Annotated in this window: 16 protein-coding genes; 3 read left to right on the top strand and 13 right to left on the bottom strand. The window is 60.1% G+C overall.

Annotated features, from left to right (window positions below; genetic code table 11):
• Nucleotides 1-8 precede the first annotated feature (8 nt).
• The 5 genes from CVS29_RS07590 to CVS29_RS07570 all read right to left on the bottom strand — a co-directional run bounded on the left by CVS29_RS07590 (nucleotide 9) and on the right by CVS29_RS07570 (nucleotide 5241).
• Nucleotides 9-1283 (bottom strand): M18 family aminopeptidase, encoded by a 1275-nt coding sequence (locus CVS29_RS07590; RefSeq protein WP_110105738.1) that lies wholly within the window; start codon nucleotides 1281-1283, stop codon nucleotides 9-11.
• Nucleotides 1284-1366: 83 nt separating this feature from the next.
• A complete protein-coding gene (locus CVS29_RS07585; protein WP_110105737.1) occupies nucleotides 1367-2050 on the bottom strand; it encodes a response regulator in 684 nt (227 codons plus the stop codon).
• A gap of 13 nt (nucleotides 2051-2063) precedes the next feature.
• Nucleotides 2064-3347, bottom strand: a complete 1284-nt coding sequence (locus tag CVS29_RS07580) for a sensor histidine kinase (RefSeq protein WP_245932111.1) — start codon at nucleotides 3345-3347, stop codon at nucleotides 2064-2066.
• A 47-nt stretch (nucleotides 3348-3394) separates the two neighbouring features.
• The gene (locus CVS29_RS07575) at nucleotides 3395-4297 is read right to left on the bottom strand and encodes an ABC transporter permease (RefSeq protein ID WP_110105736.1); all 903 of its coding nucleotides are present in this window, start codon (nucleotides 4295-4297) and stop codon (nucleotides 3395-3397) included.
• Nucleotides 4298-4299: 2 nt separating this feature from the next.
• On the bottom strand, nucleotides 4300-5241 hold the full coding sequence (locus tag CVS29_RS07570; RefSeq protein WP_110105735.1) for an ABC transporter ATP-binding protein: 942 nt from the start codon (nucleotides 5239-5241) through the stop codon (nucleotides 4300-4302).
• Between the two features lie 333 nt (nucleotides 5242-5574).
• Here CVS29_RS07570 and CVS29_RS07565 point away from each other — a divergent pair, with 333 nt between their 5' ends.
• On the top strand, nucleotides 5575-5877 hold the full coding sequence (locus CVS29_RS07565; RefSeq protein ID WP_110105734.1) for a phosphatase PAP2 family protein: 303 nt from the start codon (nucleotides 5575-5577) through the stop codon (nucleotides 5875-5877).
• On the opposite strand, the gene CVS29_RS07560 is transcribed toward CVS29_RS07565, so the two are convergent.
• Both CVS29_RS07560 and CVS29_RS07555 read right to left on the bottom strand, forming a co-directional pair.
• Entirely contained in the window at nucleotides 5874-7073 is a 1200-nt protein-coding gene (locus tag CVS29_RS07560; protein WP_110105733.1) for an MFS transporter, read from the bottom strand. The genes CVS29_RS07565 and CVS29_RS07560 overlap by 4 nt on opposite strands.
• Nucleotides 7074-7186: 113 nt before the next feature.
• On the bottom strand, nucleotides 7187-8869 hold the full coding sequence (locus tag CVS29_RS07555) for an ABC-F family ATP-binding cassette domain-containing protein (RefSeq protein ID WP_110105732.1): 1683 nt from the start codon (nucleotides 8867-8869) through the stop codon (nucleotides 7187-7189).
• 214 nt (nucleotides 8870-9083) lie between these two features.
• Between CVS29_RS07555 and CVS29_RS07550 the strand changes: the two genes are divergently transcribed.
• Complete coding sequence (locus CVS29_RS07550; protein WP_110105731.1) at nucleotides 9084-10394, top strand: sensor histidine kinase; 1311 nt, start codon at nucleotides 9084-9086, stop codon at nucleotides 10392-10394.
• Nucleotides 10395-10455: 61 nt separating this feature from the next.
• Entirely contained in the window at nucleotides 10456-11112 is a 657-nt protein-coding gene (locus CVS29_RS07545; RefSeq protein WP_110105930.1) for a response regulator transcription factor, read from the top strand.
• Nucleotides 11113-11130: 18 nt separating this feature from the next.
• Here the strand turns inward: CVS29_RS07545 and CVS29_RS07540 are convergent, their stop codons facing one another.
• The 6 genes from CVS29_RS07540 to CVS29_RS07510 form a co-directional block, all read right to left on the bottom strand.
• Nucleotides 11131-11505: a hypothetical protein gene (locus CVS29_RS07540; protein WP_110105730.1), complete on the bottom strand. Its 375-nt coding sequence runs from the start codon at nucleotides 11503-11505 to the stop codon at nucleotides 11131-11133.
• Between the two features lie 216 nt (nucleotides 11506-11721).
• Nucleotides 11722-14634, bottom strand: coding sequence for an NPCBM/NEW2 domain-containing protein (locus CVS29_RS07530; RefSeq protein ID WP_110105728.1), 2913 nt, complete (start codon nucleotides 14632-14634; stop codon nucleotides 11722-11724).
• A gap of 117 nt (nucleotides 14635-14751) precedes the next feature.
• Entirely contained in the window at nucleotides 14752-19734 is a 4983-nt protein-coding gene (locus CVS29_RS07525) for an NPCBM/NEW2 domain-containing protein (RefSeq protein WP_211315103.1), read from the bottom strand.
• A gap of 302 nt (nucleotides 19735-20036) precedes the next feature.
• Nucleotides 20037-21185: a C40 family peptidase gene (locus CVS29_RS18825; RefSeq protein ID WP_245932133.1), complete on the bottom strand. Its 1149-nt coding sequence runs from the start codon at nucleotides 21183-21185 to the stop codon at nucleotides 20037-20039.
• A gap of 359 nt (nucleotides 21186-21544) precedes the next feature.
• The gene (locus tag CVS29_RS07515; RefSeq protein ID WP_110105727.1) at nucleotides 21545-22195 is read right to left on the bottom strand and encodes a response regulator; all 651 of its coding nucleotides are present in this window, start codon (nucleotides 22193-22195) and stop codon (nucleotides 21545-21547) included.
• Entirely contained in the window at nucleotides 22188-23564 is a 1377-nt protein-coding gene (locus tag CVS29_RS07510) for a sensor histidine kinase (protein WP_110105726.1), read from the bottom strand. The genes CVS29_RS07515 and CVS29_RS07510 overlap by 8 nt, the downstream gene beginning before the upstream one ends.
• Nucleotides 23565-23668: the final 104 nt, after the last annotated feature.

Raw genomic sequence — 23668 nt, 5'->3', positions numbered from 1 at the left:
GCCGCGAGCTAAACCGCCGCGGCGAAGAACGTCTGCGTGATTTGCGCCAGATGGTGCGGATCATCCACGCCGCACAGTTCCCGCGCAGAGTGCATGGAAAGCAGCGGTGTGCCCACATCAAGGGTCCTAATGCCGAGCCGGGTGGCTGTCAATGGCCCAATGGTGGAGCCGCAGGGAACATTGTTATTGGAGACAAACTCCTGGTACGGGGCCCCGGCTTTCGCACACAATCGGGCCCACACCGCTGCCCCCACACCGTCAGTGGCATAGCGCTGATTCGCATTGATCTTCAGCAGCGGGCCGCCGTTGAGCACGGGCAGGTTGACGGGATCGTGGCGCTCACCATAGTTGGGGTGGACAGCATGCCCGGCATCGGCAGAGACACAGAACGAGCTGGCGAAGGCTCGGCGGCGTTCGCTCTCGCTGGCACCCAATCCGTCAGAGACACGGGTCAGGACATCTTCTAGAATGGGCCCGCAGGCGCCGGAGCGTGAACCCGATCCAATTTCTTCATGATCAAAGGCGGCCAAGACGGGAATCACACCGGCGGCGGGTGCTGCTGCAGCAGCCATCAGCGCCACAAGTCCCGCATGCACGCTGGTCAGGTTGTCCATCCGCCCGGCCGCAAAGAATTCATTGTTGGCACCGAAGATCTGGCCGGGCTGGGTATCTGCCACAACAATGTCATAGCCACCTATGCTTGCGCCGTCCACACCGGCACGGTCCGCGAGCAGTCCCAAAAGGTCGCTTTCCACTCCCTCACTCTGGCCCCATACCGGGTTCATGTGGAACTGTTTATCCAGCTTGAGCCCGTCATTGCTGCCACGGTCAAGATGGATCGCCAACTGCGGGAAGCGCAGCAACGGTCCGGTGGCCACTAGGGTCTCGGTGCCGTCCAGGTCCACGAGTCGGCCAGCAAATTGCAGTTCCCGGTCCAGCCACGAGTTGAGCAACGGGCCACCATAAACCTCTACGCCTGCCTGCAACCAGCCAAACCTGCTCATGGTCGGCTTGGGTTTGAGCTTGAACGAGGGTGAGTCAGTATGGGCGCCCAGAATGTTGAATGGCGTGGTGGCAGTTGCCCCCTCAGGCACTATCCACGCCATGATGGCACCATCACGGATCATGAAGAACTTGCCGGTCACGGGCCAGGCATCAGTTTCAGCCAGTTGGCTGAAACCTGCCCCGGCCAGACGCTTCCCAGCCTCCCTCGCTGCATGAAAGCTCGACGGCGCCGCTTCGATGAAGTCGCGTAGGTCCAGAATGTGCTCAACAGAAGTCATACTTCGATTCAACCACGAAGGGGAGGAAACGGCGGGGCCACGCTCTCTTGCCGCCAGCCGTCCACCCACTACTAATCGTCAGCCTAGTAGTCAGGGTTGCTAGGAGTGACCAGGCCCGTCTCGTAGGCGTAAACCACCACTTGAACACGGTCACGCACGTGCAGCTTCGTCAAGATCCGGCGCACATGGGTTTTGACTGTTGCCTCGGAGAGAAACAGGGCATGGGCAATCTCCGCATTGGAGAGCCCTTGAGCAATGTGTTGGGCCACCTCGAGTTCCCGTGGCGTGAGTTCTTCGAGCAGCGGGTCCGGCTGCAGTGCGGGCCGTGGCGGGCTGTTACGGACAAAGTTCTCCAGGAGTCGTTGCGTCACCCGCGGCGCCACCACGGCATCGCCGCTTGCTACCAGCCGCACAGCTTGAATCAGCTCAGCGGGCGCAACATCCTTGAGCAGGAATGCACTAGCCCCGGCCTGCAGGCCGGCAAACGCGTACTCATCCAGGTCAAAAGTGGTCAAGATGATGACCCGTGCGCCAGAGGATGAAGCGCTGATCTTGGCTGTCGCGTCAATGCCATCCATCAGCGGCATCCGCACATCCATCAGCACAACATCAGGATCCAGCGACTCCACAGCGGCCAGGGCTTGAACCCCGTCGGAGGCTTCACCCACAACAACCAGATCATCCTCGCCCTCCAGGATCAGCCGGAATCCCATCCGCAGCAGCGGCTGGTCATCCACCAGCAGAACCGTGATCAAGCCATCATTCATAACATTCCTTTATTTACTCCGGTCCATCCGCAGGGTACAGGATAGCGTGTACACGCCACCCACCCTGAGTACCAGGTCCGGCGTCGAGCGTGCCGGAAAATATTCGTGCCCGTTCCCGCATGCCTTCAATGCCCTGCCCCGTCCCGAGGGAACCCTTGAGCGTGCCGCGGCCGTCATCGGCGATCTGCACCCTAAACTCGCCTGTGGCCACATCGTTGAGCAGGCTCACCTGAACCCGGGAAACGGCCGCCCCATAGCGGAGCACATTGGTCAATGATTCCTGCACAATCCGGTACACCGTCAACGCCAAAGCGGGATCCGGTGATGTGGGTGGTCCCGAATTGGAAACAGTGATGGGCAGCCCGGCCTGCCGGAACCCCTCAATCAGCGCGCCCATGTCCGTATGGACCGGCTGCGGAGAGCGCTGCACTCCACCATCTGCACGCAGCACGCCCAGTACCCGGCGCATGTCCGCAAGCGCGGTACGCCCGGTTTGTGAAAGCTGGCCCAGAACTTCGCCAGCCTTGGCTGGATCACGCTTAACCACCACGGCGGCACCATCGGCAAGTGCCACCATGACGGTCAGCGAGTGGGCCACCACATCATGCATTTCTCGGGCAATCCGGTTACGTTCGGCCACGGAAGCCAGCTGCGCATTCCGCACCGCCCACTGACGCATTTCGGCTTCATGGCGCCGGTTGCTACGTACAGAGGACCCAATTCCTGCGGCAATAATATTGGCCAGCAGCATAATGATGGCGGAAATAATGTTGGTCTGGGCCGCAGTGGGACCGTCCGCCACTAAATATTCAGACGGGAGCTGGAAAAAAAAGAGCGTGTAGAAGCCAAGTGGTAGCGTCGCCAGCACTGCCATTGAGAAGCTCAGCAAGGGGCGGTAGGTGACCGCCACGGAGTAGAGGGCAAACCAAATGCTGATGCCAACATTGCTTGTATTTGGCATCTGGGCAATATTGAGAAGTTCAAAAATCGTCAGAATGCCAAGGACTGCCAAGGGCTTGTCCCGGCGGAATAAGAGCACAGTGGCTGAGGCAGCCACAATCACCACGTGGGAGCTCACGTTCATGTCAGGTTGCAGGTCCACAAAGGTGCCCAGGCCAAGCAACAAATACACCAAAACCACCACCACATCCATGATGCGGGGGTGGTTGGAAAAGTAGTTGCGGATTCTGCCTCGACGGCGGTCCGAGAATTCTGCGGCCCGCCGTTCAAAGGATGGTAGTTCGGCGGCGGAAGCGGCCGTTCGTTCCGCCTCCGCCGCCTGGTCTTGTGTGCGCATGGGAATGAGCTTAAGTTCCCGGCAGATGCGCCGGACTCCAGCTGGTCCTAGACGTCACGAGTCTTGAGGGAGATGATGGCCGGGATCATCAACACAGCGATCCAGGCGAGGAAGATCAGCCCACCGGACAATGGGGAGATGTAGGCTGCCGTCTCACCAATTTCGAGCATCCGGCCACCTGCCACGCTGGGCAGGTACTGCGGCACGTACTTCCAGAAATCACCTGGAACCAGGGTAAGCAACGGTGCCGCGATTTGCACCAGAAAGAACAGCGCAACAAGGACAATAATGCCGCCAGCGGAGCTGCGAAGCAACGTACCAAGGGACAGGCCGGCCAGTGAAACACCCGCAACATACACACCGGCCATGAGCATGCTGTACAGCACCCCGTCCATACTCAGCGACAGCTCAATGCCGTAGGCCCCCATGATGGGGACGGAGATCAGGAACGTGACAAACGCTGCCGCCAGGGTCAGCACGTAGGAGACCACCACCAGCACAATCGCCTTGGCGAAGAAGGCCGGCAAACGCTTGGGCACGGCCGTCATGGTGGAGCGGATCATGCCGGTACCGAACTCGGAGGAGATCAGCAAAACGGATAAAGCACCCAGAATCAGGATGCCCAGCTGCAGGCCCGCAATGGGAGTGTTATAAAGAAGAATCCCCTGTCCCTTGGCCAGCTCTATGGCTTGGTCCAGCGTCATCTTGCTTGCACTAGGATCAACACCGGATCCCCGACCTGACGACCCAAAAGACATGATGTTTTCAATGATGACTCCTCGCAGCCAGGCGGCCATGGTGCCAACACCCACCACTGCCAGGAAAGCGAAAGCGAGCAGCAACCGTGTGGAGCGCAGAGACCGGAACTTGATCCATTCGCTGCGCAGGACACCGCCAAAGGACACCGAGCCGCCTGTGTGCCTAGGCGCGGAAGTCGAAATCGTACTCATGGTTAGCGTTCCTTCACAGCAGCAGGAGCATTGGAGTCAAGTTCTTGGGAATGGTATTCCACCGAGTCCTTTGTCAGGTCAAAGTAGGCCTCCTCCAAGGAGGACGTCAGCGGTGTCAGCTCATACACGAGCACCTGATTTGCCAGGGCAATACCGGCGATCTGGCGGGCATCGAGCCCGGTGACCTCCAAGGTTTCATTCTCGTGGCATGCCACTGTGACGCCGTTGCTGGCTAGCAGCTGGCTCAGCCGGGTGACCTCTGAGGTACGCACGCGTACCTTGCTTTGCGAAGCGCCAGCAAGAATCTCGGCGATCGGCGCATCAGCAATGATCAATCCGCGGCCAATCACAATCAAGTGGTCTGCAGTCTGCGCCATCTCACTCATGAGATGTGAGGACAGAAACACTGTTTTACCTTCAGAGGCCAGGTATTTCGCCAGATTTCGCACCCACAGCACGCCTTCGGGGTCCAGCCCGTTGACAGGCTCATCTAGGATCAAGGTCTGGGGATCACCCAGCAGTGCCGAGGCAATACCGAGCCGCTGGCCCATGCCAAGCGAGAATCCGCCGGCTTTTTTCTTGGCTACCGCGGCCAGGCCTGTCATATCGATGACCTCGTTGACCCGGCTGGTGGGGATACTGTGTGTAGCTGCCATAGCCAGCAGGTGGTTGTAGGCGCTTCGTGAGGTGTGCACGGCCTTGGCGTCCAGCAGGGCGCCCACCTGATGCAAGGGATCGCGGTGTTTGACGTAAGGCTTCCCGTTCACGGTGACGGTGCCGGCAGTGGGCTTATCCAATCCCACGATCATTCGCATGGTGGTTGACTTGCCTGCACCGTTCGGGCCCAAGAAACCGGTCACTATTCCGGGCTTGACGGTGAACGTGACACCACCAACCGCCGTCTTGGCACCGTAGCGCTTGGTTAGGTTTACTGCCTCAATCATGGTGCGTTCCCCTTGTGTTGAGCCCACAACGCGTGCGGCGTTGCGTATGAATCTATTACAACCGTACGCAACACCTTCCCCATGTTCTTCTATCTCAGGGATGATTCAGGGTTTGCTCAGGGTAATCCCAACGGATGACCTGCCGTGCACGCCCGCCCTTAGACTGGCCAGATGCCTTCATCGTCTGCCCTGCACCCCCTGGATCGGCCACGCAATCAGTTGCTGTAGCTCTGCCTACCGGCCCTGATCCTGCTGGTGACCGGCGATGTTCTGGTGTGGGCCACGGGGAATAACCCGCCTTTTCAATAGTACGACGCCGGCTGGTACCACCTCATGGTGTCCTCACGTTCACAGTGGCTCACCGATGCGAACGTAGTGCTGAATGTTGTGGGCAGTGCGGGAATGGCTATTTACAGTGCCGCGTTATTCATGGTGCTTTTACGGCGCCATTGGCGGCTGGCCCTGTTCACGGCAGGCGCCATTCTCAGCCTGGCCATGATGTACAGCCACACATATTTGGTCGTTCACTGGCTATCAGACACCGTGGCCGGGGCAATGCTAGGTGTTGGTGTCACCTTATTGCTGTGGGCAGCGATGAGCAATAAGTACCTCCCGCGGAATATTTCTCCAGCTTAGTGCTTGACTGACTCAAACTCTGATGCGGGCAGCGGTTTGGCCGCCGGTGCGGTCAGCAGTGAGGCAATGATGGCCACGGCAATGGCCAGTAGCGCCCAGCGGATCGTGATGTGATCGCCCAGGAATCCCAGCAGTGGCGGGCCTGCCAGGAAGGCCACATAGCCAATGGTGGAAACCACTGATACCCGGGCTGCGGCCCGGGCAGGATCGTCCGCGGCGGCGCTCATGCCCATGGGGAAACCCATGGCGGCACCGGCGCCCCACAGTACGGCACCTACGCCGGCCAGCACCATGTTCGGGGCAAGAACAAAGATGACAAGGCCCACCAGTGCCGAGCCTAGGCTGCCGTACAGCACGGGAACGCGGCCAAAGCGGTCAATGAAGCGCCCGCCGAAGAACCTGAACAACGTCATGGAGGCAACGAAGACGGCGAACATGATGGCGCCTTGGGCTTCCGTGGAACCGAAGCCGTCAACACTGGCCTTGGCAATCCAGTCATTGGCGGCTCCCTCCGTCAAGGCCGCACCGAGCACCACAAGCCCCACCATGAGCGTGCGCTTCTCCGTCCACGCGCTGCGGCCCTTATGGGTCTTGACCGCGGCATCCGCGCGGCTTCCGCTGGTGGGTGTCTCGGGCAGGAACATCCGCGGCACCAGCACCATGGCTAGGCATACGCCCACCACAATCACCAACAGGTGCAAGGACATGCTCACATCCAGGGCGGAGAGCCCCGCGCCCACTAGGGCGCCAATCAGCGCCCCACCACTGAACCCTGCATGAAATTGCGGCATAATGGTGCGGCCCAGGTGGCGCTCCACATCGGCACCCTCAATATTTTGGGCCACGTCCCACAGCCCAATGCCAACACCAAAAAAGAACAACCCGGTTGCGGTGAGGGACACATTGTGCTGGAACAGAGCCAGGGCAATGATGAGGCCGCCAAAGGACGCGGCGAAGCCACCAACACGAATGGTGTTGGCCGTGCCAATCTTCGCCACCACGCTTCCGGCCAGCGGCAGGGCAATTACGGAGCCGGCTGCAATGGTCAGCAGCAGCAGCCCCATTTCCCCGGCGGTCAGCTCAAGGATGCGGGTGACGGCCGGGATCCTGGCAGCCCAACTGGCAAACACGAAGCCGTTGATGGCGAACACGGCAAAGGTGGCAATGGCTGCGCGGCGGACCGCTTGCTGATTCATGATGTGTGGTTCTCTTTACGCAGGGGCTATTCGCCCGGGAACAAGGTTTGAGCCACTAATGGTAGGCACTGAGGCAACTCTAGTACCGGAGACGCCGGGTTGGTATCTACGGCTTAGCGGGCGCGCTCAACTCGTTTTTCGTCCCACACAGGTTCCTCGGATTCGTAGACCTTGCCGTCTGAGCCGAACACCAGGAAGCGGTCAAAGGAGCGGGCGAACCAGCGGTCGTGGGTCACCGCCAAAACAGTTCCCTCGAATGAGTCGATGGCCTTTTCCAGCGCCTCAGCGGAGTGCAGGTCCAGGTTGTCGGTCGGTTCATCCAGCAGCAGCAGCGTGGCTCCGGAGAGTTCCAGCAACAGGATTTGGAAACGCGCCTGCTGGCCGCCGGAGAGTGAATCGTACTTTTGTTCGGAGCTGGCGGCCAGGCCATAGCGGTCTAACGATGCCGCAGCAGCTTCACGCCCTAAACCGGAGCGGTGCTCGTCTCCGCGGTGCAGAATGTCCAGTAGGGTCCGGGTCAGCAGGTCTGGCCGGGCATGCGTCTGGGCAAAGAAGCCGGGCCGGATGCGGGCGCCGAGCTTGACGTTGCCTTCATGCGGAACGGGGGCAATGGTGACATCGGAAACCGGCTCATGTTCCTTGTCCGGATCCGATCCTCCGGCCGCCAGAAGCCGCAGGAAGTGGGATTTGCCGGAGCCATTGGAGCCCAGCACACCAACCCTGTCACCAAACCAGATCTCGGTGCTGAAGGGTTTCATCAACCCGGTGAGCCCCAACTTGGTGGCGACAATGGCGCGTTTGGCGGTGCGCCCGCCCTTGAGCCGCATCTTCACGTTCTGTTCAATGGGCAGAGCCTCAGGCGGACCCTGCTCCAGAAACTGGGACAAGCGTGATTGTGCGGCCTGGTAACGGTTGGCCATGTCGGAGCGGAAAGCGGCCTTGTTTTTGTACATGTTGACGAGTTCTTTGAGCTTGATATGCTCCTCGTCCCAGCGCTTGCGCAGCTCCTCAAAGCGGGCGTTGCGGTCCTCACGCGCGGTCACATATGATTCGAAACCGCCGCCGTGCGTCCAGCTGGACGCGCCGTTGATGCCCGGTTCAAGGGTGACGATTCTGTCCGCGGCATTGGCCAGCAGCTCACGGTCGTGACTAACAAACAGTACGGACTTATCTGAGGCAGCCATCTTTGCCTCAAGCCAACGCTTGCCGGGCACATCTAAATAGTTGTCCGGCTCATCGAGCAACAGGAGTTCATCCGGGCCGGAGAACAGTGCCTCCAGGACCAGCCGCTTCTGCTCACCACCACTGAGGGAGGCCGCCTTGCGATATTGGGCGGTATAAAAATCCATGCCCATGGCAGCCATCGTGACTTCGTCCCACGTGGTTTCCATCTCGTAGCCGCCAACATCACCCCAATCGGCAATTGCTTGGGCGTACGCCATCTGACTGGGCTCGTCGTCGCGCTCCAGCATGGCCAGTTCGGCGTCATCCACAGCCTTGCCAGCCGCGGCAATGGTCGCCGACGCCACCGAGAGCAATAGCTCACGCACCGTGCTCTCGTCGCGGACCTGGCCAACAAACTGGCGCATGATGCCCATGCTTCCGGAGCGCGATACGGCTCCTTCATCGGCCTTGATGTCCTGGCAGATGATACGCAGCAAGGTGGTTTTACCTGTGCCGTTAGGGCCAATCAAAGCGGTTTTACTGCCGTCGGAGACGCGGAAATTCACCCCGTTCAGCAGCTGCCGGCCGTCGGAGAGAAAGTAGTCAATGTTTGCAACGTCAATATGTCCCACTTGGCAATTCTCCCATCTTCTGAGCCCACTGCCTGCCCGCTCTTTCCGAACGCGTCCATCCGGGAGAAATGGTCGTTTAGCTCCCCGCTAAGCGACCATTTCTCCCGGATGAATTCAGGCACGGGTCCGCATGAGCAGTGGTGGGGATATCCCTACCTTGTAAAGACCGGCTGGCATGATGGTTTCAGCACCCCGCCGCGGCAAGGATTGAATCATGATGAACAGCACTGCATCCCTGCCCCGAACCTCGTGGGCCATTTGGCGGCCTGCCACGTGGCGCCAAATCGGCACTGACCTCTTCTATATCCTGCCAGGATTCTTAGTCTCTATTGCTTCCTTCACTGCGCTAACGGCACTGTTCACCCTTGGCTTGTCCACGATTGTCGTCTGGGTGGGTCTGCCGGTTCTGGTGGCCTGTCTGGCCACAGCCCGCTGGTTTGCCAACCTCAACAGGGCCGCGATGAAGCGTTGGGCCAGCAGCATTCCCCCAGTGCATTACCGCCCCGCACACCGCTTCACCATCAGCGGCATGTTCAAGAACCTCGCAGACCCGCAGCTGTGGAAGGACTTCGCGCACGGCTTCCTCGTGGCGTTTCCGCTACGCACAGCTACATTTAGCGTGGTCCTGAGCATCATGGCGGCCATTCTCGGTGGATTGACCCAATGGTTCTGGCTGCGTTTCTTGCCCGCGGATAACACCTCATTGGCTGCTCTCATCGGCCTTGATAGGTTCATGGGCGTCAGCCCCACCGTGGCGGAGGGCATCCTTGGCGTGTTTTACGGCATCGCGCTGCTCCTGTTGTTCCCTTTCATCACCCGACTCTTGGCGATGGCGGACGCCGCCGTTGCACGTGGCCTGCTCACAAACGAGAACGCTGCACTCCGGGCACGCGACGAAAAGCTAACCACCAGCCGCGCCCAGGTGGTTTCGGAGGAAGCAAGCACACTACGCAGAATTGAGCGGGACCTGCACGACGGCCCGCAGCAGCGGCTCATCCGTCTGCAGATGGACGTTGAGGCGGCCCAGCGCCGCATGGATACCGACCCCGCCGCAGCAAGGGAGCTCATGGATGGGGCACTGGAACAGAGCAGGGAGGCCCTGAATGAGCTACGCCAGCTTTCCCGCGGGATCGCCCCGCCCCTGCTGGCCGATCGGGGCCTGCGTGCCGCTGCCGAGTCTTTGGCCGCCCGCTCCACAGTTCCCGTGAGCGTTGCCGGCAGCCTTGAGCCGGGGGCCCGGCTGCCGCAAAGCGCGGAGAATGCCGCCTATTTTGTCATTTCCGAGGCTCTGGCAAATGTTTCAAAGCATTCCGGGGCATGTCAGGCCGGCCTCTCACTTGATGCCACGGCCGCCACGTTGGTAGTTGAGGTCATTGACGACGGCGTTGGCGGCGCCCATGTGGGCAAGGGGCATGGGCTTTCCGGCTTGGTTGACAGGCTTGCGGGTGTGGATGGTTCGTTGGAGATAATAAGTCCCGACGGCGGACCCACCACCCTGCGCGTGGACATCCCCCTGCATGGCTGAGACGGCCCTGGCAACTGCCCCAGCAACAGAGCTCGGGAACCGCCGGCAGTACGCTGGAGCCATGCGTGTTGTTCTTGCTGAAGATTCCGTGTTGCTCCGTGAGGGCTTGGTCCGCCTGCTCGAGGAAATCGGTACGGAGGTGTGCGCAGCAGTGGGTGACGGCGTCGAATTACTCAAGGCTGTCGATGAGCACCTCCCGGATCTACTGATCACGGATGTCCGCATGCCGCCCGCGCACCGGGACGAGGGACTTAAAGCAGCCCTTCAGGTACGGGCAAAATATCCAGCGGTGGCGGTCCTCGTACTCTCACAATATGTGGAGTTGAGTTATGCAGGCGAGCTCCTTGCCGGCGCCACAACCGGCGCGGGTTTGGGCTATTTACTCAAGGACAGGGTGGCCCGCTTTGAGGATTTCAGCGACGCCGTCCACCGCATTGCGGCAGGGGCCACGGTGATCGATCCTGAAGTTGTGGGAGCGTTGCTGGCAAACCGTGGTGCCACCGATCCAATCAGGAAGCTGAGCCCGCGCGAGGCACAGGTGCTGGAACTGATGGCGCAGGGCCTGACCAATGCTGGCATCGCCAAGACACTTGTGGTCAGCGGTGGCGCAGTGGAAAAACACATCAGCGCCATCTTCATGAAGGTGGGACTGCATCAGAGCAGTGACGACCACCGCCGGGTCCTTGCGGTTCTGCACTTCCTGCAGAAGCGCGGCTAGGCAGCAGCCCTGCAAACGTCAGTATTCATTGCCGTACTGGTAAGGCGGGTCCATGGTGAAGCAGGGTGAAAAGGACATGACCCGCACGAGGTGGTGCTTTTCTGAATAATCTATGCCGTGGCTATACCCCGCAGCGTTCGAGATATCAACAACCGTCATGCCTTGGGCTGTGGTGCGCTCAGCCACGTCCCAGTTACCTTTGTCGGACCAGGTTTTCTTTATCTTTTGCACATAGGCAGGTCCGTCCACCCCGTCCTGCAAGTAAGCGGCTATTTGTCCTGTCCACGTGTATTCCCCATCGCTACAACCGAGCAAACTGGATGTCTCGTTTTGCTTGACCTCCACAATGTCCTCCGGGGCAATGACGGCAATTATTTCCCGCTCATTTCCCATAGTGGTGCTCTTCGCGGTCCGCAAATCCGCAGCAGGCTTTTCAGCTTCTTGGCTGGGGAAACAGCCCGACGTCAAAAGCATCGCGCACACAGCAGCTTTCGGACCCGACGAATCCAAGCACCACCCTAATGGTTGCATGGGAAAGGGTGCCGGATTCCGGCAAGCAGTGAATCCTGCCCCGAAACCCGGCACCCTTTACTTAGTCCCTATTGCTGTTTAAGCACGACGGCGGCGGGTGACGACCAGCGCCACACCACCTCCCAGCACCAACAGCAGGGCAATGCCTGCCGGCAGCAAGACGCTGGCACCGGTGTGGGCCAGCTCGTCGCTGTCGCTGATGGACGGCGCACTGGAGGTTGGCGGAGCGGTGGGAGTTGACGGATCGCTCGGCTCCGGGGTCTGGGTCGGTGTCGGTGTCGGTTCCGGCACCTCGATCGGTGCAATCACGGCTTCAACCGTAGAAGCAGCAACCAGACCGGCCTTATCCGTGGCACGGTAGGCGACGGAAACTCCGCCGTCCGTGGCCTTGATAGCCGAGGTGTACGCCTGCCAGGTGGCGCCGCCGTCGGTGGAGTATTCCACCGACGCAATGCCGGAACCCGCATCGCTTGCGTCCACCGTGACGGTGCGCGCATCCTCATCCACAACTGCAGAAACCGTCGGCAGCTGCGTGTCAACCTTGGCGGTGGCTGTTTTGGCCGGTTCACGGTTGCCTGTGGCGTCCGTGGAGCGGAAATCTACTGTGTTCTCACCCTCGGGCAGTGCCACGGGCGCCGTATAGCTTTCCCAGGCCCCACCGTTGAGGCGGTACTCACTCGAGGCCACCTTGTCATTGTCGGTTGCGCCAAGCGTCAACGTCGGGGCGCTGGTGTACCAGCCGGACGCCGACGGCGTACCCGAGAACGTTGCCGTGGTCACCGGAAGTTCGGTGTCAGCGTCAGCGCACACCAGCTTTGGGCTGCCCCAGTCGCCGTGGGCGCCGTTGATGTTGCCACCGGCTGGCGGGTCAACACGGAGTTCTAGGTCCGTCACCCCGGAAACGTCAAGGCTGACGGTTTGCGGCGCGGTGCCTGCCGTTGACGGGTTGGACGTCCAGCGCTTGACCCCGTCGGTCCAGAGGGAGAACACTACGGTTCCGGCAAAGGGGTCCTGCATGAACGCATCCGAGCTGAAGTTGCTGCAATTTGCGGCGAGGTTGTAGCTCAGGATGGAGGAAGCATGTACGCCCAGTCCCTTGGCATAGACAGGGTTCTTGTTCGTCACCGGGTCGGTGTAGTTAGCAGTCAGGGGCACATCCGCGTCTGAAGCAGAGTCCTTCACACCGGAGTCAATACCAATGACGCCATAGCCTACCGAGGCATTGGTCCAGGCAATATCGGAAAGCCAGTTGGTACCTGACGGCGGCACGGCCGGCAACGGGTCAACAGTGCTGCTCACCTCACCTGGAACCGACCAGATTTGGTACAGCGGATTGTCGCCGCAGCTGTCCACAGTGACGGCACCGCCGGTGGGCGTACCCACGCAGAGTGCGGCCGAGTCGCTGATCAGCTGGCCATTCTTCTTGTAGCCAATGCTCTGCGCATCCGCACCGGTGCAGTCACTGAGTACCAGCTTTGAGCCCCTGATCCCGGCGCCGTCAACGGTGGCGCACTGGCCCAGAACCTGCAGGCTGCGGTCGGCGCCACGGACAAAGCGCTGGGCTTCGCTACCGTTGCAGTTTTGCAGTGTCACAGCAGCACCAGGAGTGGCAGCTGCTGCGGACGCATCAAGGCAGCGGGTTTCCTGCGGCGCCATGATCTGCCCCGATGGGGCGGCAAAAACAGCTCCGTCAACGGGTGTGACCCGCAACAGCTCTGTGGCGTGCGAACCCAAAGAGGCACTGAAGGCACCAGCAGTGGTGGATTTTTCACCGGTCCACACATTGCTCACTTCGTAACTGCCGCCGGCTGCGAAACCGAGCTTGGCCGCCGTCGTACTGACAGTGGCCTGTGCCCCGGAACGGTTGAACAGGCTCACTGCGAAGCTGCCGTCAGACAGCGGCCGGTACATGACTTCGCCAGTGCCGTCGCTGCTAACCAGGGTGCCTTGAATGCCGGCGGGGTCCTGGTCAATGGCAATCATGCCCGGATGCTTAAGATCAGCCAGGAAACTGTCCGGGATGGCGGTGATGTCGGTGCTCAAAATCAGCGGCGAGGCCATCATGGACCACAGGGACAGCTGTGTCCGGGCCTCGACGGGGCTCACGCCGGCGTTGCCGCCAATGATGTAATCGGGGTCGTTCCAATGACCCACCGAGGCGAAGCGCTGGATGGGCTTGTTGTAGTCGTAGTTGCGCATGATCCCGGGCCAGCGGCTCGTGCTGGGGTTGGCCGTGTTGTAGACATCGATGTCCCACGATTCACGCCACAGCTGGCTCATGTCCCCGGACCAGTCCATGACCGAATACCAGGCCGGCAGCTTGGTCGGGATGGAGAAGTAGGCCGGTGCTGAGTTGGAAAGCATCATGGGACGGCCGCTGTCCTTAATGGCCTGTGCTTCCTCGAAGTAGATCCGCTTGTAGGTCTGCTCCTGTGTTTCCCCCGCGACGGAGGGGACGTTGCAGCCGTCCATCTTGACGTAGTCCACGCCGAAGCTGGCGAACAGTTTCATGTCCTCATCAAAGTGACCGTAACTGCCGGCGTAGTCGCCACCCGAGCACGTCACGGTGCCCGAATCTTGGTACAGGCCATATTTCAGGCCCTTGCTGTGGATGTAATCCCCCAGCGCTTTCATTCCTGACGGGAACGTTTCCGAGCGGGTTTGCAGATCCCCGTTGGCGTCCCGGTCCTTTTGCATCCAGCAGTCATCCACCGTGACGGTGTCATAGCCTGCCTTGTCCAAGCCCTTGGCCACGATGGCATCGGCTTGGTCCCTGAAAAGCTGCTCATCAATGTTGCACATAAAGTGCGCCCAGTTGTTGTATCCCATGGGCGGGGTAAGAGCCTGTGCGTAGTCAGCGTCGCCCGCGGCTGCGGTCTCCGGGGCCGGGGCTGCTGTTGCTGGCGCGGCCACCATGCTTGGTAGCGCAGCCATCCCCATCAGTGCTGCCACGGCGAGTGCTGTGGCGCGGTATTTTGGCTTCCATGTCATAAATCAAGCCTGCTTTCCTTGGTTGTTGCGTGTGTGAAAAAGGTGCCGGCCCGTGCAGAGAAATTTGTACTCTCTGCACGGACCGGCGCTTAGCCATTGTTTAGGTCTGTTCTTCTCTTATGCCCGACGGCGGCGGGTGATGACCAGCGCCACAACACCTCCGAGTACCAGCAGCAGTGCAATGCCGGCCGGCAACATCACCTTTGCACCGGTGCTGGCCAGGCCATCATCGTTGCTGTTGGTGTTGTCACTGTTGGTGTTCTCACCGTTGTCCGTCGGAGCGCTGGGCTTCGTGGTGGACGGTGTGGTCGGCTTCGCCGGATCGGTCGGGGTTGCCGGGTCCGTGGGTTCGGTGACCGGCGGGTCAACCGTTGCCGCCGTGACCATAATGGCGGTACGCGCCAACACAGTGCCTTCGATTTCCAGTGTCAGCTCATGAGCTCCCACCTCGAAGCCGGCAGGAATGGTGACCTTCACAGAAGCCGCCCCAGTCCCTGCACCCTTAACGGTTGCCAGCTTGACCGGCTCCGAGTGGAGCCACAGCTCATAGTTTGTGCCTACGATCAGGTTCTTAGCCGTAACGGTGATCTCGGAGCCAGCAACACCCGTTGTAGGCGCAGACAGGGACGGTGCGCCCGGTTCCGGCGCCTCGATCGGTGCAATCACAGCATCAACAGTTGAGCTGGTCATGAGACCGGCCTTATCCGTTGCGCGGTAAGCAACGGACACGCCGTCGTCCTTGGCGTTGATAGCCGAGGTGTACGCCTGCCAGGTGGCACCACCATTGGTGAAGAACTCCACCGTGGCAACGCCAGAACCTGAATCACTAGCCTCCACAACAACAGTGCGCGCACCGGCGTTAACAATGGCAGTGACAACAGGAACCTGAGTATCCACCTTGAATTCGGCAGTTGCCTTCTCCGCTTCAACGTTGCCTGCGGCATCAGTGGAGCGGTACTTGAAGGTGTTGACACCCTCGGGCAGCGTGACAGCCTTGGTGTAGTCAACCCAGGGGCCGGAACCGATCTGGTATTCGGTCTTGGCAACACCCACATTATCCGTGGCGGCCAAGGAGACCGAGGTAACCGTGGTGTACCAGCCGCTGGCGGCCGGGGCGGCGGGATCCACGGTGGCCGTGGTGACAGGGGCAACCGTGTCAGCCGGTGCGGCATCCGAGCAAGTGACCTTGGCATTGCCCCACACGCCGTGGGCGCCGCTGATGGCACCTGCAGAGATCGGGTCAACGTGCAGTTCCAAGTAAGAAATGCCCGTCAGGTCAAGATCAAGGGACTCCGGAGCGAAGCCCTGTACATAGGTGCGGCTCTGGTAGAGCTGCTTGCCATCGCCAACCACCGAGAAGATGATCTTGCCAGCGAAGTCGCCTTCCAGACCAACCTGGCTGGTGAAGCGGCTGCACTGCCCACCCACGTAGTAGCTGACGTTGGAAGGGGCGTGAACGCCAAGGCCCTTCTCGTATTTGTGTGTAACCGTTTCGGCACCGGAAGCGTCAACAATGGTCAACGGCGCGTCAGGTGAATTCGCGGCGTCCTTGTTTGCTACGTCCTTACCGATGACGCCGTAACCGTTGCTGGCTGATACCCAATCCAGATCCGAGACAAAGGCATCTGCACTGGGGGCGTCAGGCAAGGGGAAGTTCACCACTTGCCAGTCAAAGATCTTGACGGAGGTTGTCACTGGCAGTGTCACTGAGGCCAGTGTCTTGGCCGGCAACAGGCGCAGCGTACCGGAATAAATCTGGTAGCCGTAGTCCTTGTACTCCGGATTTTCAGCGTTGGACTGGCTATTACGTCCAAGTGACTTGATCGCCACTTTAGCCCCTTGAGTATTGCCCTGCGGCAGCCAGTTCGGGAAGTAGGTGGACTGCTTCTGAACAGTGCCATCCGTGTAGGTAATGGTGAACTCCGGGGAGGCACCCGAACCACTATTGGAGGAGCCCAAGATAGCCAGGTCTGTGCCCTGGCCGGAGAGGGCAACAGTCTGCCCATCCAGCGCCACGGCGTTCTTCTTGTCAGCGCCAACGGTAGGCCAGGTGTAGTTGACCTCTGTGGCCAGACCGGCATCCACGGTGACGGTGGAACCGGGCGTGACGCCACCGGCGGGAATCGGAGCCGTTTTCAGCTGTTCAATGCTGTAGGAGGCGTTGCCCCCGTCAAAGTTGCCCAGCTTGTCAGCAAAGGAACCACTTGCACTCGTGACCGAGATGTTGTTGAACGCTCCGGCGAGTGAGCCGTACGCCACGTACATCTGGTTCGCACCGGAGACTTCCTGGCTCACGCTCTTGGAGTCCTTGTAGCTTGCCTTGGCGCCCACTGTTTGCTGACCCGCGGCAGAAGTTGCCCCAGGTACCAGATCAAAGATGGCCTGGACCGTGGTGCCGGGAGCAACCGAGGCCACCGTAGCGCCCTTGGCGTTGCTGACAGTCCAGCCCGCAGGAACTACGGGGCTGATGACAACATTGGTCTTGGCGTTGCTGCCGGTGTTGGTGAAGGAAGCTGAGGCTGAGGTTGCCTGTCCCTGGAAGACCTTATCTTCTAGCTGAACGGCAACTTCAGCTGCCTTGGCATCGGAGTCAGTGCCGCCAACGGCGGAGGTTGCCTTCAGCGTGATGGTAGCCGTTGCCGCAGAGGCAACGGCGCCGGCCTTGACGTGGACAGTACCGCCAGCGTCGGCAGCGTCGTAGTACCAGCCGGTGGTAGCAGCCTCCAAGGCTGCGGCGTCAGCAAACTTGGTCAGCGTGGTGGTGCCAACAGTGACGGAGGCCGGGGCCGAGCCGCTGTGAACAGCGAGCTTGTAGGGGCGGGAGGCCGCCTTGCCGGTGTAGTCGCCGTCGCGCTTGCCGATGGTGACGGTGACGTCGCCACCATTCTTAGCCGGCGCGGTGACCTTGAATTCCTGCTTGCTGGACTTGCCGTTCCTGTACTCGCGGGTGACCTTGTCATCCTCGTTCAAAGCAAAGGAGGAGTTGCCTGTGGGGTAAACGTCAACCGTGAGGGCGGAGTTTTCCGGCACTAGCGAAGCGTTGCGCTCAATGAGGCCCTTGGGCACCACTGCACCGGCACGGACGAACATGGGGAGCGTCTCCAGCGGTGCATGGTAGCCGTTGAGAACCTGGCCGCCTTGGTAGATGGTGCCGGACCAGTAGTCCACCCATTGGCTGCCTGACGGCAGGACAATTCCGCTGCGAACATCACTGCTGGCAGAAACTGGCGCCACCAGGTAGTTCGCACCCACCATGAACTGGGTTTCGGCTTCCTTGGTGTACGACAGCGGATCGTTGGGGAATTCCAACGGCATGCTCCGCATCATGCCAACGCCGGTGTTGTGGGCATTAACAGAGAGTGAGTAGATGTAAGGCATGAGTTCCTGGCGCATTTGCAGGTACTTGCGGTTAATCTCCGTGGCAGCCTCACCATAGAGCCACGGGCGCTTATCCACTGCGGCCCAGCCACTCATGGAATACAGTTCCGGAGCGAAAGCCTTCCACTGCAAGTCCCGGACGTAGCTTTCGGTGCTTCCGCCGAAGATCCCATCAACGTCGGAAGTGGTGAAGGCCTGGCCCGAGTTGGTTGCACCGGCCAGTGCCGGAACCCCCCAGCGCGCCTGGTCCAGGTTGCCGGAGTGGTCTCCTGTCCACTGCACACCACAACGCTGTGCACCGGCCCAGCCCTCAACCATCAAGGTGTTGGCGCGGCCGCTGGAGTATTCCTCAATGCCACCCTTAGCACTTTCACAGCCCGTCAACGCCAGGCGGTAGCCTTCTCCAACCCAGGCCACGTCAAGCTTGCGCATGGCAATGCCATCGGCGCCAACTTCAGCCTCCTGCTTGGTCAAGGAACGCTGGGTCCACAAACCGGTCTTCAGGTCTGCTTCGGCCTTGATGGCCTTGACAGTATTTCCCAGACCCTTGTCGGGACTGTTGGGATCGTAGGGCGCGTTCTTGTCGTAGCCTGCGGCGTCCTCAGTGTATTCACAGCCATAACCGTCATTGACAATCATCCAGCCTGCGGGCATGTCATTGGCTTTGAATTCCTTAGCAGTCTTCACCGCGTCAAAGGTGACCTGCTTGGGCGCAGCTGGGTTGTTGAAACCCGAAGAAGAGTAGGTGGGGTTCGAGCGGTTGTAGCAATCGGCGTCGCCATACTCTAGGCCGTAGACGGGCGGGAGGTTGGGGCGGCCGGTTAGCTTGGTGTATCCGTCAAGGCTCTGCTTGTAGTCACCGACGAAGTAGTAAGCGTCAAAACGCTTTTCCCTGTGTGTGGTGGTTTCATTGTCAGTGAAGGTATAGGAACCCTGCGCGAAGGTGTTCCGCAGCACGCCGTAGCCGGCACTTGTCATGTAATAGGGAACGGCGTTCGGGTGGCCTTCGTCATCCCAATCGTAGTTGTTGGAGATGTTGATGGTGGAGCCGGTGTGAACCACGCGGCCGTTCTGCATGCCGCCGCCAAGGAACTGCTCCCCTTTAATCGGGGTTAGGTGCTGAGTTGTTGAGTTCGCACCGAAGCTCAGTGCTGAGGACTCCTGCCAGATGATGGAGCCGTCCGTGTGCTTAAGAGTGAAAGCTCCAGTTGACTTTTTGACCTCAAGCTTGACTTTTGCCGTGGTCATCGTAATCAGGCCGCCAGCATCGATGACGTCGACAGAGCCTGCGGCGAAGTCAGCCTGGCCAACCACAATGTTGGCCGAGCGCTGCGGGTCGGCCGGGCTCGCAGGGGTGTTTGCCGGATCGGCGAAAGTTCCCGTGGGGGTTGCTTCCAGACGGAAGTTGCCATCGTCAAGGAAGGTCACCCGAACTGCGCCCGTGGCGGGGGTCAAATTAACCACATTGCCGGCTTTGGTGAATGCGCTGATTGCACCCAAAGTGACCCCACCAGCGTCCACAGCAACTTCGGGCTTAATGTTTGATGCCGAAATCGGAGTTCCGGGAGCGGCCATCGCAGCGGGAGACAATGCCAACGCTGGCACGGCGCCCGCGGCGAGCAGAGCTGCAAGAGCAACTGCCGTAGCCCGTCGGCCAAAGATCCTCCGCTCTGGGATTTTTGTCGGCGGGTTCGCCGGATTGTTTTTGTGGAGCACTGACATGGGAACTCACTTTCAAGCGGAAATGATGTCTTGTGATGCTTTTTCACGCGTAGAACTCATGATTAATCAAACATTCGTGATCTGAGTCCAGCGTACATGAAAATGTGATGGATAACACCGTATTTCGTGACCTGAGGCACAAAATACGCTTAGCCTTGCTTTCCGCTTGGGCACCTTGGTGGCGGGGCGTTATTTTCCCTCACCGCTTAACCCAGAGAGGGCGTCCGCTTCAGCCGAATGGCCAAGGCGGGCGCCCCGTCAAAATGTTGCTACCCCTACTGACGTAGGGCTAAAGGTGCCGTTTACGGCGCTCCAGATTCCAGCCCTGGAAGAGTGGTTAGTGCAGACGGCGTTGACGCACCAACGGGCACCTGGATTCCCGACTCTGTAGACGCTGGCGCCTCAGGCACAATGGGCTCCACCGTCTCGGGCTCCGCGGGTCCTGTAGTCACGGGCGGATCAGTAACCACGGGAGGTGTGGTGGCCGGATCCGTCGTCACCGGCGGGTCCACAACAGCAGGAGGCGTGGTGCCCGGACCCGTGGTTACGGGAGTTGCTGTGCCCGGCCCGGTAGTACCGGGAGTCGTGGCGCCCGGCCCGGTGGCACCGGGAGTTGTGGTGCCCGGCCTCGAGGTTCCGGTGGTGGTGGACGGCTTCGCGGAGGGCTTGGCCGTGCTGGTCTTGTCAGTGCTTCCAGCGGCGGAGAGTTTGCCCTTCTTTTCTTTGGCTTCCTTGGCAGCCTTCTCATCGGCAGCAGCAAAGGCAGGCATGGTGAAGTAGGCGGAAGAACTACTGACATCTGCGGGCGCGTGGATAAATGTTCCCACCGAAGGGTTCAGGGCACTGATCATCTTGCCGTTGCCAATGTAGAGGCCAATGTGCGACCAGTGGTTAGGGCCGTCCGGGTTCTGCACTACTAGATCCCCTGGCTGGGGATTGCTGGTCTCCACCATCGGAAGCCACTGCTCGGTGCGGGGAAGGCCCACTCCGGCTTGAGCGTAAGCCCACTGGACAAAACCGGAGCAATCCCACCCATGATCAAAGCTGGTGCCGCCCCAAACATACGGATGGCCCAAGCCTTGGAAAGCAGCAGCAAGAATGTCTTTGCGAACCTGGGAAATGAGCTCCGCTGAAACCTCAGGAATATCTCCGCGCATGGCGTTAACTGAGCGGGCCAGATGAGGGGTGTTTCCATTGGGATCCGTGAGGTCAAAGCGCAGCGGAGCAGCCGGTTTCTTGGCAAGAATCAACGTCTTGGCAAAGGAAATATTGACACCCAACCCCTGCGCAGCGAAGGAGTCGAAGCCCGCGGGGGACGCTTCCTCGAATGTGTCTGAGGTACGGATAAGTGCCTGCGCACCCTGGGCGGCTGCGGCATCCGCAGCCGAGGTACCGGCATAACCCGCACTCACAAAACCACCAGAGGCCAATAGTGTGCACACCACTGCCATGCTCAATTGGTACGAACGCGCCTTGCCCTTCGAAAACCTCACCGGGTGGTCCTCCTGCTTCCTTGCACGCTGTATTGAGAGCCTACGCCGCCTACTGAGTCCTGTAACCACTCGAATGAGAGGTCCTAAAGTTCAGTGGCGAACAACAATTCACACTATTCCACACAATTGTTATGCATATCACTAATGGGAGATATGTGACGTACGCCCCATTTTTCTGGATCACCAAACCCCCATAGCCACTAGGAGCCATATTGCCCACGTACCACCCCGTGTTCTAGCTCACATTACACATAATTCTTACTGCCCGAAATGGCTCGGGCCACTTATAAATCTTCCTCGTACGGGCGTGCACGGTTTCAGCCAGCACTGCGAATAATCCTGCGTGAGACGGCAACGGAGATGGCGGCTGTCCGGTTGTCCACGCCCAGCTTGTCGTAAATGTGTACAAGGTGTGTTTTGACAGTTGCTTCAGAGATGAACAACTGTTTTGCGATTGCTTTGTTGCCCATTCCCGTGGCGAGCAACTCCACCAATTCCACCTCGCGCCCGGACAGTGCGGGGGCAGGGTTGCGGATCCGGCCCATGAGCCGCGCAGCAACCTCTGGTGCCAGTGCCGTCTGTCCCGCCGCGGCCGATTGCACAGCACTGCGGATCTGCTCTGGCGGCGCATCCTTGAGCATGTACCCGCTGGCCCCGGCCTCTACCGCCGCCAAAATGTCCGCATCGGTGTCATAGGTGGTCAGAATCAGCACTGGCGGTGCCCCGGTCAATTCCTTGATGGCCTTGGTGGCGCTGACACCGTCCATGCCGGCACCCATTTGCAGATCCATCAACACCACGTCCACAGGTTCACCAAGCATCGCGAGCCGCTGGACTTCCTTGATGGCGGCACCACCCTCGGGCGCCTCGGCCACCACGGTGAACCCCTCAAACTCGGTGAGCATGGCTCGCAATCCCGCACGCACTACCGGATGGTCATCCACCAGCAAAATCCGAATTTCACCCATTACTATCCCCTTGTCTCGAACTCAAACCAATACCCAATTCAGTACCCAACCCCGCATTAAACCCAGTATCAACCCCCGCCCCTAGCGGTAACCGGATGGCTACCACTGTTCCTTCACCGGGGGCTGTTTCCAGGGCCAGAGTACCGCCTTGGACAACCACCCTCTCCCGGAGGGAGCGCAGCCCAAAGCCACTTCCATCAGCCCGCCCAGCCACCGCGCCGGGGAGGATATCCGGATCAAAGCCACGTCCGTCGTCGTACACGTCAAGAGTTACTTCACTTCCCAAAAACGCCAAACTCACGACGGCGGACGTGGCGTGGGCGTGCAGCCAGACATTGGCCAGACTCGTGGTTGCGGCACGGAACAAGGTGACCTTGTATGGCTGCGGGATCTCCACAGGCTCCCCGTCCAGCCGGAAACTGCACGCTAGCTGGCCGCCGCGGGCAGCCGCCTCACGCTCCGTCTTGGAACAGAGCCTGGACAGGGCCTCCACGAGAGATGTTTGAGCCAATGCCGGCGAAGAGAGCCCGCGGACAAAATTTCGTGCCTCGGCCAGATTCTCGGCTGCCGTTGCCTCCACCATCGTCAAAGATTCACCGGCGGATTCCAGATCCCCTGAATCCAAGCTGCGCCGGGCCGCCCGGGAGACCAAAATGATGGAGGAAAATCCTTGGGCCAGGGTGTCATGGATTTCTCGGGCCAGCCGTGCACGTTCAGCTAAAACACCTGCTTCGTGCTGGGTAGAGGCAAGTTCGGCCCGGGTGCGCCGCAGCTCCTCAGCAGCGTGGCGCTGGGCCTCGCCTTCTTGATACAGCAGCTTGTACGCCTTGGCAGTGGCGATCGAAAATGCCATGCCAAAAACCGGTCCCAGCACCACAGGCAGAGGGGGGAAATCAGCCCCGGAGGAGGCCCACTGGGCAAGTATCACCCCCGCTGTCATCACCGAAACCATGCCGATACCCGCCCACCGCGGCAGGAGATGCAGATGAAGGAAAAATAGCGGAAAGACCAGCCAGGAAAATTCCACTGATCCAAACATCAACACTGCCCACATCACCGTGATCAGGCCCAGCCACAGCACAGCCCAACGGCGTGGATTCTTTTGAAGCCTGCCGGCCGAGAACCGCTTTTCAGCCACCGTCCCCACGAGGTAGACCAGTGCCAGCGCAACGCTGAGCCCGAAGTAGACATACCTGCTGGGGCGCTCACCGGCTTCTAGGAGCAGGCGGCTAACCCCTACCGCCAGCAATACTGCGAAGCCAACATGCAAGGTAACGCGAAGGAATCGCAGAATCGCAGTACTCGTGACGGGTGAAGTACTTGTGATGGGCGGGGCATTCGTGACGGGCGGGGCATCCACGGCAGACATGCCACCAGCATAAGTGCTGGTGGCCCCCTCTGCGCATCAACCAATTGGTTGATTGGCTTATCAACCTTTCGCTTCCGCGCTATCAACCAACCCCGCGATGGAGG

This window comes from Arthrobacter psychrochitiniphilus, from assembly GCF_003185915.1.
Classification (GTDB): domain Bacteria; phylum Actinomycetota; class Actinomycetes; order Actinomycetales; family Micrococcaceae; genus Specibacter; species Specibacter psychrochitiniphilus.
Note: the sequence above shows the minus strand (reverse complement) of the source record. Positions and strands in the feature narration are given on the sequence as shown.

Excerpts from the sequence above, each read along its gene's own strand:
- CVS29_RS07590 (WP_110105738.1), bottom strand. The coding sequence starts at position 1,283 with ATGACTTCTGTTGAGCACATTCTGGACCTACGCGACTTCATCGAAGCG.
- CVS29_RS07585 (WP_110105737.1), bottom strand. The coding sequence starts at position 2,050 with ATGAATGATGGCTTGATCACGGTTCTGCTGGTGGATGACCAGCCGCTG.
- CVS29_RS07580 (WP_245932111.1), bottom strand. The coding sequence starts at position 3,347 with ATGCGCACACAAGACCAGGCGGCGGAGGCGGAACGAACGGCCGCTTCC.
- CVS29_RS07575 (WP_110105736.1), bottom strand. The coding sequence starts at position 4,297 with ATGAGTACGATTTCGACTTCCGCGCCTAGGCACACAGGCGGCTCGGTG.
- CVS29_RS07570 (WP_110105735.1), bottom strand. The coding sequence starts at position 5,241 with ATGATTGAGGCAGTAAACCTAACCAAGCGCTACGGTGCCAAGACGGCG.
- CVS29_RS07565 (WP_110105734.1), top strand. The coding sequence starts at position 5,575 with ATGGTGTCCTCACGTTCACAGTGGCTCACCGATGCGAACGTAGTGCTG.
- CVS29_RS07560 (WP_110105733.1), bottom strand. The coding sequence starts at position 7,073 with ATGAATCAGCAAGCGGTCCGCCGCGCAGCCATTGCCACCTTTGCCGTG.
- CVS29_RS07550 (WP_110105731.1), top strand. The coding sequence starts at position 9,084 with ATGATGAACAGCACTGCATCCCTGCCCCGAACCTCGTGGGCCATTTGG.
- CVS29_RS07545 (WP_110105930.1), top strand. The coding sequence starts at position 10,456 with ATGCGTGTTGTTCTTGCTGAAGATTCCGTGTTGCTCCGTGAGGGCTTG.
- CVS29_RS07540 (WP_110105730.1), bottom strand. The coding sequence starts at position 11,505 with ATGGGAAATGAGCGGGAAATAATTGCCGTCATTGCCCCGGAGGACATT.
- CVS29_RS07530 (WP_110105728.1), bottom strand. The coding sequence starts at position 14,634 with ATGACATGGAAGCCAAAATACCGCGCCACAGCACTCGCCGTGGCAGCA.
- CVS29_RS07525 (WP_211315103.1), bottom strand. The coding sequence starts at position 19,734 with ATGTCAGTGCTCCACAAAAACAATCCGGCGAACCCGCCGACAAAAATC.
- CVS29_RS18825 (WP_245932133.1), bottom strand. The coding sequence starts at position 21,185 with ATGGCAGTGGTGTGCACACTATTGGCCTCTGGTGGTTTTGTGAGTGCG.
- CVS29_RS07515 (WP_110105727.1), bottom strand. The coding sequence starts at position 22,195 with ATGGGTGAAATTCGGATTTTGCTGGTGGATGACCATCCGGTAGTGCGT.
- CVS29_RS07510 (WP_110105726.1), bottom strand. The coding sequence starts at position 23,564 with ATGTCTGCCGTGGATGCCCCGCCCGTCACGAATGCCCCGCCCATCACA.